A 12,912-nucleotide genomic window follows, 5' to 3' on the forward strand; every position below is an offset into this window, starting at 1 on the left:
AACCGGGTATTGTGGGATATTCTCTGAGGGAGGTCGCGGTGAGGGTTCTGGTCACGGGAAGTACCGGCTTCATCGGCGCCCGCACCGTGCGACGGCTGCTCGACCACGGATACCAGGTCCGCTGTCTCGTCCGCTCCGACCGTCGGATCGGTCGGCTCGGCGGACTGGCGGTCGAACAGGTGCGCGGCGATCTCTTCGATGCGTTCAGCCTGGCCCGCGCGGTCAAGGGCTGTGATGCCTGCATTCATCTCGCCGGGCTGAGCGGCTGGGACCAGATCACCGGCCCGGCGGTCCATGACGTCATCCACCAGGGGACGCTCAGACTGCTCGCCGCACTCGCCGACACCAGTGTCCGGCGGCTCGTCTATGTCTCCTCGACGGCCGCGATCGACGGCACCCGCAAACCCGTCGCGCTCGACGAGCGCAGCCGGTTCACGCTCGGCCAGTCGGGGCTCGACTATGCGGTCGCCAAGCATGCGGCGGAACAGGCGGTCCTCCGCCACAATGGCGGTACGCTCGAGACGGTGATCGTCAGCCCGGCGGAAACCTATGGCGCCGACGATCAGGACTGGATCACCGCGGGCAGCATCCGCGACGTGCTCAGTGGCTGGCCCGCACTGGCGGTGAGGGGCGGCAGCTCGGTCGTCCATGTCGACGACGTCGCTTCGGGTATCGTCGCCGCGCTCGCACGGGGCGGTGCCGGCGAGCGCTATATCCTGGGCGGCGACAATCTGACGATCGAACAGATCGTCCGGCTGATGCTCGACATCGCCGCGGTCCGCCGACCCGTGGTCGTCGTGCCGTTCGCGCTGCTGCGAAGCGCGGTGGTCGCGTGCCGCCTTGTCCGACGGGCGCCGCCAATCGAGCCGGTTTTGCTCGACTATCTCAGCCGCTACTGGTTCGTCGTGTCTGACAAGGCCCGCGCCGAGCTCGGCTATCGCCCGCGACCGGCGCGCGACGTGCTATCGCCCGCGGTGCGCTGGGTCCGCGATCAGATCGCCGAGACGCGTCGCGCCGTCCTGCGCGAAACGATCTCGGGCGAGCCGGTCGCGCATGGTGCAAGCCAGTGACCGGCGCCTCGACCCTCGTCGAGCTGCTCATCGCCAGGGCGTCCCCGGGCGGTGCGGCCGGCGCCGGGTACCGGTTCGAATGCGAGGACGGCAGCGAGGATATCCTCGACCTCGCCGCGCTCGAAACACGCGCGCGCTCGCTCGCCTCGCACCTGCTCGCGCACGGCCGCCGCGGCGACCGCGTCCTGCTCTATTATCCCCCCGGGCTCGACTTCATCATCGGCTTCTTCGCGACGGGATTTGCCGGCATGACCGCGGTTCCGGTGCCCTGCCCACGCGGCGGGACGATCGGCACGCTGGCCTATGCCGCGACCGCCGCGGTGATTGCGGACTGTACGCCCCGGCTCGCGCTGACGACCAGCGATCGCATCGCGGCGTTGCCCGCGGCGGCGTCTCGCGAGGGGGTCACATGGATCGCCAGCGACGCGCTGCCCCCGGTGTCCGCCGGACCATCCGGACCGCCGTTTCCCGCGCCGGGGCAGCGCGACCTGCCATCGCCGGACGACATCGCCTATCTCCAATATACGTCGGGATCGACGGGAATGCCCAAGGGCGTGATGATCACGCACGCACAGGCACTTGCGAACCTCGCGGCGATCGGCGCGGCGATGGACTTGCCGGCGGGTGCGCCGGGCGTGACCTGGCTCCCGCATTTCCACGACATGGGACTGGCGGGCGGCATCCTGTTCGCATTGTATGGCGGCCATCCGCTCGTGCTCATGGCCCCGCAGACGTTCCTCAACCGGCCGGTGCGCTGGTTGCGCGCGCTGACCCGTCATCGCGGCGTCTGGAGCGGCGCACCCAATTTCGCCTATGAGCTGTGTCAACGTCACGTTGCCGCAGGCGAGCGCGACGGGCTGGACCTGCGGCACTGGCGGATCGCTGTCAGCGGCGCCGAGCCGGTCCGGCGCGCGACGGTCGACCGGTTCGCCGCCGCCTTTGCGCCGGTCGGCTTCGACGCCGCGGCACTGCGCCCCTTTTACGGATTGGCCGAAAGCGTCGTGTTCGTCAGCGGCACCCGCGCCGGAGGGGGGCCGCGGATGGTCGGCGCGCCCGCCGCGGACGGAGAAGCGTCGCCCACGCTGGCCTATGCGGCCTGCGGCACAGCGGCGGCCGGCCACCACATCGCGCTCGTGAACCCGGAGACTCGGGAGCGGCAGTCCTTCGGATCCACCGGCGAGATCTGGGTGACGGGCCCGAGCGTCGCCGGCGGATATTGGGGCCGTGCGGCGGAGAGCGAAGCGGTGTTCGGCGCGCAGATCGCGGGCGAGCCCGGGACGCGCTGGCTGCGCACCGGCGACACGGGGTTTCTTGATCAAGGCGAGCTCGTCGTCACGGGACGGCTCAAGGACCTGATCATCATCGCCGGGACCAATCACGTGCCGCACGATATCGAGGCGACCGTCGAGGCGGCGCACGCCGCGGTCCGCCCCGGCAATGTCGTGGCCTTTGCGGTCGAGGGCGATACCGATGCGCTGGTCGTCGCGGCCGAGGTCTTTGCCGATCTGGGCAGCGATGCGCCCGAAACCGTGATCGCGGCAGTGCGCACCGCGGTGTCCGACGCGCACGGCATCGCGGTCCGCTCCGTCGTCCTGCTGCGACGTCGCACGCTGCCCAAGACGTCGAGCGGCAAGCTGCGCCGCGCGGCTGTACGCGACGCCTGGTGTGACCAGCGGCTGGAGGGGGTGATCGCGGCGTGGCCTACGCACTTGTCCGCGCCCGCCGCTCGCGCAAGCGTCGCGCTGCCCGCCAAGGCGTGCCCCGACGCCAACGCGCTGACCGCGACGCTGGTCCGCCATGTCCGCCGGCTGCTCGGCGATCCGGATCTGCACGTCACGGTCGAGCGCCCGTTGCACCAGCTCGGTCTCGGGTCGCTCGAACTTGCCGACCTGCGCGCCGCGATCGAGCAGGAGATGACGATCGACCTGCCGCTCGAACGCCTCCTGCGCGGCTGGAGCATCGCCGAGATCGCTGCCGAACGTGCCGCGCCGCCCGGGACAACGGCCGGGCGTCATCCGTGGGAAACGCTGGTCAATCCCGAGATCGGGGCATTGCTGCGCCGATTCCGGCTCGACCGGCCGTTCACGAGCGGTGCGGGCGCTTGGCTGACATGGGACGACGGCACGCGCATCCTCGACGCGATTGCAGGATTCGGCGCGCTCCCGTTCGGGCATAATCCGCCTGAGATATGGCAGGCGCTCGACGCGGCGCGTACCGCTGCCGCGCCGAGCCTCGTCCAGCCGTCGATGAATGACGCCGCCGGGGCCCTGGCCGAGGCGCTGCTGGCGATCGCACCACCCGGGCTGCGCCACGTCTGCTTTGCGAACAGCGGCGCCGAGGCGACCGAGATCGGCCTGAAGATCGCCCGCGCCGCGACCGGACGCCCGGGCTTCCTCTCGACCACCAACGGCTTCCACGGCAAGACCTTCGGCGCGCTGTCGGTGACCGGACGCGACACGTTCCAGGCGCCGTTCGGCGCGCCCGTCCTCGACGTCGACTATGTCCCGTTCGGCGACATCGCCGCGCTCGAGCGGGTCCTTGCCGAGACCGGGACGCGCTATGCCGGGTTCATCGTCGAGCCGATCCAGGGCGAGGCGGGCATCGTCGAGCCGCCGCGCGGCTATCTCGCCGCCGCGGCCAGCCTGTGCCGGGCGCACGGTGTGCTGCTGATCGTCGACGAGATCCAGACCGGGCTCGGGCGTACCGGCGCGATGTTCGCCTGCGACGTCGAATGTGTCGCGCCCGACATTCTGCTGATTGCCAAGGCGCTCGGCGGCGGGGTGCTACCGATCGGCGCGGTCCTCTATGCGTCGGGCTGCCACAGCGCGGCATTTGCGGGCAAGCACAGCTCGACCTTTGCCGGCAACGGGCTCGCCTGCCGGGTCGGCCTTGGCGCGCTCGCCCGGCTGACGGCCGATGGCGGGCGTCTCGTCGATATGGTGGCCGAACGCGGCGCCCGGCTCGAAGCGGGGCTGCGCGCCGTGGCGGATCGCTATCCGGCAGCCCGGCTGGGCGTTCGCGGTCGCGGCTATCTCCTCGGGCTGCGGCTGCCCGCGGGCCGCGCCGCGCCCGCCGCTCATGGCCTGCTCGATATCCTCGCCGAACAGGCCATGCTCGCGCCGCTCGTCGCGAGCTATCTCCTCAATGTCTGTCACGTCCGCGTCGCACCGACGCTGCTCGGCAGCGACGTCGTCCGGATCGAGCCGCCGCTGACGCTGACCGAGGCCGAGGCGGACCTGATCGTCGCCGCAGTCGAGCAGGTCGCACGGCTGCTTGCGGCGGGGGATGGCGGGGCGCTGATCAACCACCTGCTCGACGCGCCGCTGTCGGGATCGGCCATCGGCCAGACGCGGACCCCGCCGCGTCCGTCGGCGCCGTCGATCGTCGTCGCGAAGCACGACGCGCGACCCTGGGCGTTCCTCGCGCATCCGCTCGACGCCGCGGGCTTTGCCGCGATCGACGACACACTCGCGCGCTTTTCCGTGCCGCAGCTGACCGAACTGACCGACCGGCTCGGCGGCATGATCGCGCCGTTCGTCGCGAACACGCTGTCGGTCGAGGGGCGCGATCGCACCGCGTGCGGTACGATAATCCTCGTCCCCTGGACCGCGCTGGCGCTGGCACGCGACCGCGCCGGCGGGCTCGCGGCGATCCGCGCGGCGGCCGAGCTCGCGCGGACCGCCGGCGCGGGTGTGGTCGGGCTGGGCGGCTATTGCTCGATCGCGTGCGGCGGTGGCAGCGACCTTGCCGGGTCGGGGGTGCCGGTCACGACCGGCAACAGCTATACCGCGATCGCCGCGGTCGATGCGATGGCGGCGGCGTGCGACCGGCTCGACCGTCCGCTGGACAAGGCGGTCGTCGGGATCGTCGGCGGTGGTGGGTCGGTCGGGCTCGGTCTCGCCTATCTGATGGCCGAGCGCGTCAGCCGGATCGTGCTCGTCGGCAATCCCGGGCACCGGCGCGCCAGTCTGGCGCGGCTGCGGTCGGCGGCGGCGGCGATCGCCGCGGCGCTGATCGCGGGCCGCGACGGGGTGAGCGGCGACCTGGCGCGCCGGGCGCTGGCCTATCACGACAGGACCGGGGCGGATGCGGCCGCGGTCGCCAACTGGCTGATCCTCGCGGGCGATGTCGAGCTTGCCGCGGACCATGCCGCGCTCGCCGCCTGCGACCTCGTCTTTACCGCGACCTCCAGCCCGGACCTGATCCTGGCACCCGAACTGTTCCGCCCGAACGCGATCCTGTGCGACGTGTCGCAGCCACGTAACATCGGCCGCGCGACCGCGACCGCGCGGCCCGATCTGCTGGTGCTAGACGGCGGGCTGGTCGCGGTGCCCGGCGCGCCCGATCTGGGCATCCGCTTCGGCCTCGCACCCGGGGTCGCGTTCGCGTGCATGTGCGAACCGATGATCCTTGCGCTCGAAGGTCGGTTCAACGCCGCGCCGATCGGACTTGGCGTACCGCTCGACTATCTTCGCGCCCTGCGCGGCTGGGGCGCGCGGCAGGGCTTCCGGATCGCCGCGCCAACCAGTTTCGGCCGCCCGCTCGAGCCCGCCGACTGGCGCGCCCGCCGCACGCACAACCTTCATGACCAAGGGGAAAAATATGCCCAACGCCCTCAATCTTGACGGCATCGCGCTCACGCGCGAGCAGGGACGCTGGTGTCGCAAGGCGGAGACGCTGGCGCGCGAGGTGCTGCGCCCCAATGCGGCCGAGATCGATCACGGCGGGGTCTTCCCCAGCGCCAATATCGACGCGCTGAAGCGATCGGGGCTGCTCGCGCTGATGATCCCGACCGAGATGGGTGGCGGCGGCGGGGACATCGTCACCGCCGCGCTGGTCACCGAGGCGCTCGCCAAGGGCTGCGTGTCGACCGCGATGATCTACACGATGCACCAGTCGACTCTGCCGATGCTGTGCGCGCTCGCCGATGCCGAACAGGTGGAGCGGTTCATCGCCCCGATCGTCCGCGGCGAGCTTCTCGGCGCGTTCGCGATGAGCGAACCGGGATCGGGCAACCGGATATGGCACATGGACAGCCATGCGCGCAAGAACGGCCACGGCTTCATCCTCGACTCCTTCAAGTCGTTCTGCACCTCGGCGGGCCATGCCGATTTCTACCTCGTCCCGACACGTGGCAATGCCGATGCCGGAGCGACCGATCTCAGCATGTTCTGGGTCGATGGCGATGCGACCGGGATCGAGCCCAAGGGCGCCTGGGACGGCATGGGGCTGCGCGGCAATGGCAGCCGCCCGCTGCACTTCAACCAGGTGCACGTCCCGCCGATCGCCCGGCTCGGCGGCGAGACCACGGGCTTTTCGTTCATGATGGCCTATGCGCTGCCGATCTACCTGGTCGGTCTGGCGAGCTGTTATCTGGGGCTTGCCTCGGCCGCCTTCGATGGCGCGATCGCGCATGTGAAGGGGCGCGTCCATTCGGATACGCAACGCTCGCTCGCCACCGTCGAGACGGTGCAGCGCTATGCCGCCGAGATGCGCTGCCGGATCGACCAGGCGCGCGCGACCGTGCTGCGGGTCGCGCAGATGTCGGACAATGCGGTGGTCCTGTTCAACGAATTCAACACCGCCGGGCTGCTCGACGAGATCATCCGCGACAATCCCGACGACCCCTATTTCGTCGAGCTGGCCGAACTGAAGATCATCGCCAGCGAGATGGCGGTCGATGTCGCGCATACCGCGCTGCAGGTCTGCGGGGGCAGTGGCTACAAGCGCGGCCACCTCGTCGAGCGCTGTTACCGCGACGCGCGCGCCGGCTCGCTGATGGGCCCCTCCGACGACACGCTGAAGGTGATCATGGGCAATCAGTTGCTCGGCACGCCGCAACCCTGGGCCTGAGGATATATCGCGATGACATTTGCCGCCGCCGCCGCCGCGCAGCCCGCCGTGCCAGTCGAGACGCTCGATCACTGGCTCGGCGATTTCCGCGATCGCTTCAACGCCAATGGCCGCGCGGCGAAGCTGACCGCAGGCTGGAACCGCCGCCTGCTCGTCGACGCGACCGACACCGCGCGCAGCGTCGTGCTGACGGTGACCGGCACCCGCGTCACCGATATCCGCGACGGGGCCGAGGGCACCGGCGACACCCCGTTCGTGACGCTGAGCGGCGACGAGCGGACGCTGATCGAGATCTTCGCGGGCCGCTACAATCCGTCCTCGGCGGTGATCGACGGACAGCTCGAAGTCTATTCAGACGCGCGCGACAAGGTGAAGCTCGAAGCGCTCGCCATGGTCATCTGGGGGCTGTGATGGCAACCCGCCTGTCCTTTCGCGGCGAGTGGCTGTTCTATGTCGCGGTCGGCGCGGGCATGGCGCTCAGCAATTCGGCGTTCGCGATGGTCTCGGGGCTGTTCGCGGTGACCGGCACCGGGCCGGCGCTGGTCGCGCTGCTGGTCGCCGGCGTGATCTGCACGGTGATCGGCGCGGCGATCGGCGAGCTGGCGAGCATGTGGCCCTCCTCGCCTGCGGTGATCACCTATTTCCGCGCGGCGTTCGGACCGGTCGCGGCGCTGGTGCTGGTCCACGCCTATCTGCTGTTCGTCGTGATGATCGCGGGGGTCGAGAGCTACGGCTTTGCGATGGTGGTGCAGGCCGCGCTGCCCGCCGTGCCACCGACGGTGTCGATCGTCGTCCTGATGTCCGTCGTCGTGCTGACGAACCTGCGCGGGCTCGACCTGCCACGTCGCCTGCAGATCCTTACCGCGTTCGGGACGATGGCGGTGCTGCTTGTCACCGCCACGGCCGCGCTCTGGTTCCTGCCGGCACCGGGCGTCACGCCGATGCGAGACCTGACGACGACAGCCGCGCCCGCGGGCTGGGCAGGGCTGCCCGCGGCGATCGCGCTCGCGATCTTCATCTATACCGGCTTCGAATGGGTCACCCCGGTCGGCCTGTCGCGGCAGGCCTATGCGCGACGGGTCCCGATCGCGATGCTCGTCGCGATCGGGACGCTGCTCGTCACCTATGGCCTGTTCGTCGCCGCGCTCGGTACAAGGCTGCCGCACGGCCTGATCGCCACGAGTGCGACGCCGCAGGTGCCGCTGTTCACCGCGCTGCTGGGCAGCCCCGGCATTGCGCTCGCCGTGCTGGTCGGACTCGGCGCGATCGTCTCGACGTTCAACGCGGGCATCATGGGCGGCGCGCAACTGCTCCAGGCGCTCGCGCGCGAGGGATCGCTGCCGCGGTTCGTCGCGCGGGTACAGGTCGATACGGGCGCGCCGGTCGGTGCCGTGCTCGTGCTGGGCAGCCTCGGCCTGCTCGCTGCGCTGCTTATCGCGGCGTTCGATCTGTATCTCGTCGTCGGGCTCGTCGGGTCGGCGATCATCTGCGTGATCTATGCCGCCTATGTCGGCGCGGTCGAGCGTCTGCGCCGCTGTCGCCCGGAGCTCGCCCGGCCTTTCCGCAGCCGGTTGCCGGGGGCGAGCCACTGGGCGGTGATCGTCCTGATGCCGCTGATCGCGGTGGCATCGCTGTTCACCGTGCCCGCGATCGTGCCGCAGGCCATCGCCGGCGTCGCCGTCGCGATCCTGCTCGTCACGCTGCTCACGCTCTATTCCCGCTGGTCGCAGGAGCAGGCGGCCGTCCGCGCGCCTGTCGGTGCAGCCCGGTGACGACGCCGTCGCCCGTGTCCACGCCCCGGCATGCGCGCGTCGCGGTCAGCGACGGCGCGATCGTCGCGGACTGGGCTGCCGCGACCTGCGTCATGCCGGAGCGCGGGTTCATCGACCTGTGGCTGTACGATCTGCCCGCCACCCCGCCGACCGACACCGGCGCGACCGATACGCACACCGCCCGGGCCAGCCGCGCCCGGTTCGAACTGCGCGGCCTGCTGGCGCGCGCGCTCGGCCAGTCCGCCGACGCGGTCGAGATCGTGTCGGGGGCACGCGGCAAGCCGAGCATCCGGTCGCGCGGATCGGCGCCGCTATACTTCAACACCAGCCGGAGCGGTGCGATCGCGCTGACCGCGCTCGCTCGTGACACCGAACTCGGCATCGATATCGAATGCCACGGGCCTGACCGCGCGCCATTCCTGTGCCGCGATCACGCACTCCCCGATTCCGAGGTGACGCGCCGCTGGACCCGCCACGAGGCGCTGGTGAAGGGCACGGGGTTCGGCCTGTCGGTCCGCGCCCAGTCGCCATTCGCCCTGTCCGCCAGCGCTGGCACGCTCCAGTTCGGCGGCACGCGCTGGACATGGTGCGACCTGCGCCTGCCCGACGGCATCGCCGCCGACGCGGCGCTCGCCTTTTGCCCCGTGGAGGAAACCGGCCGATGTGGATGAAGCACCCCCAGGTCCAGCGCATCGTCGGGCGCAGCCGGCTGCTCCGCCGCGGCGCGATCGGGCTCGCCTCGGCGATCGAGTCGTTGTCGCTGCGGGGGCACAAGCGGGGCGACACGCTGGCGCTGATCCGCCGGAGCAAGCGCGGCCGTGAGTCGCTGCTGACCGCGAACGAGTCGTTCACGCTGTACGGCATCGCGCATGCGCAGGCCGCGCTCGATGGCGATCTGGCCGAGTTCGGCGTGTTCGAAGGGACGTCCGCGTCGCTGATCGCCGCCGCGGCGCCGGGGCGGGCGCTGCATCTGTTCGACAGCTTCGCCGGGCTTCCCGAACCCCGCGCGGACGAACGCGAAGTCCTGCAGCGGGGTCAGTTCGAAGCCAGCCTGCCGCGGGTGCGCGCGCGGCTTGCCGATCTCGACATGGTCCGGTTTCATCCCGGCGCGTTTCCCGCCTCGACGGCCGGGCTCGACGCGCTGCGCTTCAGCTTCGTGCATCTCGACGTCGATCTCTATGAGAGCACGCTGGCCGGGCTCGCCTTCTTCTATCCCCGGATGGTGCGGGGCGGGATCATCCTGTCGCACGATTATTCGATGCTGCCGGGGGTTGAGCGCGCCTTTGCCGACTTCCTCGCGACCCGACCCGAACGACCGATCGAACTGCCAAGCACGCAGGCGATGATCGTCTGCCGCAGCGTGCCCGAGAGTCCGGCAGTCTCGGCGGTCCCCCCGGACGGCGCCGGGGCAGGGCGCCTGTCCGTCCATCCGGCCGCCACCCGGCGTGGCGCGGCGGCGTGAGATGGCGATCCTGTCCATCCTCGCCGCCCTCCTGCTTGGCGGGATGCTGCTATGGCTCGCGGTCAGCCAATGGTACATGCACCGCCGGCGCGCGTGCGAATGCACGCTCATCACCTATCTCGCCGGTCTCTACGCGCGCTTCGGCATCGATGCGGCGCCCAATGGCTTCGCGCGCGATTATCTCAGGACCGCGGACGGCGTGTGCCTCGCGCTCTATGTGCTGCAGGGCGCGCCCGATGCGCCGGTCTATGTCTTCATGCCGGGGACCGCGGCCTATGCGCAGCTCTACGCGCAGCTGCTCGTCGACCTGCACCGCCGCGGCTGCACGGTGGTCGCCTATGATCCGCGCGGTCACGGCCGCAGCGGACGCTGGCGCGGCTATTTCACCGTGACGCAGGCGATCGACGATGCGCGCGCCGTCTGCGCCTGGGCACATGCGCGCTTTGGCCGCAAGGTGGTCTTCTCGGGCAGCAGCCAGGGCGGGGTGATCGGCCTGTACGTCGCGGCCACCGACGATCCCGCGGTCGCCACCGTCGTCTGTCACAATATCGCCTGGCTCGAAGGCAACACGATCCGCCAGATCGCGATCCTGAAGCCGCCCCTGTGGCTCGTGCCGTTCCTGTGCTGGCTGTTCCTGCGGCTGCGCGCCTGGTCGATTCCCGTCACTTGGTACCTGCCGTTCGACAAGCTGAAGCTGCCCGGCGGCGGCTCGGCGATGGAACTGATGCGCACCGATCCGCTCGTCACGCTCGCCTACGGCCTCGGGGCGATCTCGACCCTCGCCAAGACCGACCTTGCACGGCCGCTCGACCGGATCACGACGCCGCTGATGCTGATCTCGTCACGCGGCGACGAAGTCTTCCCCGTCGCCTATGAACAGCATCTGTTCGACCAGCTTACCTGTCAGAAGCGGTTTCTGCTGCTCGGCGACCTGCCGCATCTGATGATCCTCAAGCCGCCCCCCGAACTCATCGACGCGGTCGTGGACTGGATCCACGTCCATGCCCCCGGCCGCTGGCCCGCCAATCCGCAGGCCGCGGGCGACTCCTCCACCAGCCACCCCTCGGGGTCGAACTGAAAGCGCGCATCATGCCCGTCCGCCACTCCGTGCCCGCGTTCCTCGCCGCACTGGCGGTGATGCTGGTCTATCTCACCAGCAAGGCCTTGCTGGCCGGCGATTTCTGGTTTCACGGCATCGCGCGGTGGGAATTGCTGTTCAGGCCCTTTCCGGATTGGGGCAGCGGTGCCGCGCTCTATGGTGCGCTGTTGCCGGCGAAATGGCTTGGCACGCGGACCGCGATGCACGCGATCGGGTTTCTCGCCACCGTGATCATCGCGCTGTGTCTGCGCGCCTATCGTCTGCCGGCCTATTTTGCCTGCGAGGCGGCGCTGATCGAGACGATCGATGCCGTCTGGCTGAGCCGCGGGCAGGCGTTGGGCTGGGCACCGCCGGCATCGAGCGGCGCGATGCTCGTCAGTGTCGGCTGGGTGGTCGCGCTGCTCGCGACGGCATGGGTGTTCGCCGCCCAGTCGGACAGCCCCGCCCGCGCGACGCCGACAGCGGCAATCCCGCCACGGCAAAGCGCGGCAGGCCGCTGGATCGACCGCCATTTCGTGATCGTCTGCTATGTCGTCACGCTCGCCTATGCCGGGATGAAGCTGCTGTTCGCCTATTGGTGGTGGTTCGACAGCACCGGCTTCTGGATGGCCGCGTTCCGGCCGTTTCCGGACTGGGGGACGGGGTCGGCGCTGTTCGGCGCGATCCTGCCCGCGCGGTGGATCGGCACGCGCAACCTCGCTTACGGGTTGTTCCTGCTGTTCGGCCTGTGGCTCGCGGTGCGGCGCGGCGAGCCCCGGATGCTCGCGATCCTGCTGCTGCAGGGGGCGCTGATCGAGGGCTTTGACGGCCTGTGGCTCGCCAACGGCAAGTTCAACTGGCTCTGGACCGGCCAGAATACCGACTTCTACATGCGCGGCGGTTTCCTGTGGGTTCCCGATCTGCTGCTGGTCGGGATCTATATGATGACCCGGCCCGTTGGGCGCCGAGCCTGACGCGCCGCGATCATCACGCCGGCTTGGCGTGCGCAGCGTCCTGGTGGGCGATATAGCTGTCGAGCGCGCTCGCGGCGTTGAGCATGTGTGCGCGCATCCGCCGCGCCGCCTCGTCGCCATCGCCCTCGGCGATCGCGCGCATCACCGCGTCATGTTCCGCGCGCGAGCTGGCGAGGCGGCGGTCCTGGCGCAGCTGCATCCGGCGGAAGGCGTTGAGCCGCGTCCGCACCGCGATCGCCTGGTCGGCAAGGAAATCATTATGCGCCGCGCGGTAGATTGCCTCGTGGAACTCGCGGTTGAGCGCGTCATAGGCATCGACGTCACCTGTCGCGACCGCCGCCTCGCTCGCCTCATGCACCCGCAGCAGCCGGCTGCGCTCGAGCGGGGTGATCCGGTAGGTGGCGAGCCGGACGCACACCGCCTCGAGCTCCGCCATCGTCTCGAACATGTCCATCACCTCCTCGGCGGTGACATGGCGGACGATGACGCCGCGGCGCGGGCGGACCTCGACCATCCCGCTGGTCGCGAGCTGGCGCAGCGCCTCGCGGACCGGCGTGCGCGACGCGCCGTAGCGGTCGGCCAGTTGCTGTTCGTCGAGCATCGTGCCGGGCGCGAGCTCGCCCGACGAGATCGCGTCGGTCAGCGCGTTGCGGATTCGGTCGGACAGCAGCCCCGTGTCTTCGCTCTCGATATCCGCCACGTC

At 70.3% G+C, this 12,912-nt stretch carries 10 protein-coding genes; 9 read left to right on the forward strand and 1 reads right to left on the reverse strand.

The features are described 5' to 3' along the window. Positions 1-38: 38 nt before the first annotated feature. From IFT71_RS01235 to IFT71_RS01275, 9 genes are read left to right on the forward strand one after another with little or no spacing between them, the layout of a single operon-like run. The gene (locus IFT71_RS01235; protein ID WP_192138869.1) at positions 39-1,070 is read left to right on the forward strand and encodes an NAD-dependent epimerase/dehydratase family protein; all 1,032 of its coding nucleotides are present in this window, start codon (positions 39-41) and stop codon (positions 1,068-1,070) included. Beyond that, positions 1,067-5,695, forward strand: a complete 4,629-nt coding sequence (locus IFT71_RS01240) for an aminotransferase class III-fold pyridoxal phosphate-dependent enzyme (RefSeq protein WP_192138870.1) — start codon at positions 1,067-1,069, stop codon at positions 5,693-5,695. The genes IFT71_RS01235 and IFT71_RS01240 overlap by 4 nt, the downstream gene beginning before the upstream one ends. Next, the gene (locus IFT71_RS01245) at positions 5,673-6,923 is read left to right on the forward strand and encodes an acyl-CoA dehydrogenase family protein (protein ID WP_159510546.1); all 1,251 of its coding nucleotides are present in this window, start codon (positions 5,673-5,675) and stop codon (positions 6,921-6,923) included. Before IFT71_RS01240 ends, IFT71_RS01245 begins: the two co-directional genes overlap by 23 nt. A 12-nt stretch (positions 6,924-6,935) precedes the next feature. Beyond that, the gene (locus tag IFT71_RS01250; protein ID WP_192138871.1) at positions 6,936-7,334 is read left to right on the forward strand and encodes an SCP2 sterol-binding domain-containing protein; all 399 of its coding nucleotides are present in this window, start codon (positions 6,936-6,938) and stop codon (positions 7,332-7,334) included. After that, entirely contained in the window at positions 7,334-8,695 is a 1,362-nt protein-coding gene (locus IFT71_RS01255) for an APC family permease (protein WP_192138872.1), read from the forward strand. Before IFT71_RS01250 ends, IFT71_RS01255 begins: the two co-directional genes overlap by 1 nt. Before the next feature lie 14 nt (positions 8,696-8,709). Continuing rightward, positions 8,710-9,366: a 4'-phosphopantetheinyl transferase family protein gene (locus tag IFT71_RS01260; protein WP_206757432.1), complete on the forward strand. Its 657-nt coding sequence runs from the start codon at positions 8,710-8,712 to the stop codon at positions 9,364-9,366. Next, complete coding sequence (locus IFT71_RS01265; RefSeq protein ID WP_192138874.1) at positions 9,357-10,157, forward strand: TylF/MycF/NovP-related O-methyltransferase; 801 nt, start codon at positions 9,357-9,359, stop codon at positions 10,155-10,157. Before IFT71_RS01260 ends, IFT71_RS01265 begins: the two co-directional genes overlap by 10 nt. 1 nt (position 10,158) lies before the next feature. After that, positions 10,159-11,235 carry an alpha/beta hydrolase gene (locus IFT71_RS01270; RefSeq protein ID WP_192138875.1) on the forward strand — a complete coding sequence of 359 codons (1,077 nt, stop codon included), beginning with the start codon at positions 10,159-10,161 and terminating at the stop codon, positions 11,233-11,235. Positions 11,236-11,246: 11 nt separating this feature from the next. After that, on the forward strand, positions 11,247-12,209 hold the full coding sequence (locus IFT71_RS01275) for a hypothetical protein (protein WP_192138876.1): 963 nt from the start codon (positions 11,247-11,249) through the stop codon (positions 12,207-12,209). Positions 12,210-12,222: 13 nt separating this feature from the next. Here the strand turns inward: IFT71_RS01275 and IFT71_RS01280 are convergent, their stop codons facing one another. Then, the gene (locus IFT71_RS01280) at positions 12,223-12,909 is read right to left on the reverse strand and encodes an FCD domain-containing protein (RefSeq protein ID WP_192138877.1); all 687 of its coding nucleotides are present in this window, start codon (positions 12,907-12,909) and stop codon (positions 12,223-12,225) included. Positions 12,910-12,912: the final 3 nt, after the last annotated feature.

The organism is Sphingomonas sp. CFBP 13733, from assembly GCF_014841795.1.
GTDB lineage: Bacteria > Pseudomonadota > Alphaproteobacteria > Sphingomonadales > Sphingomonadaceae > Sphingomonas > Sphingomonas aerolata.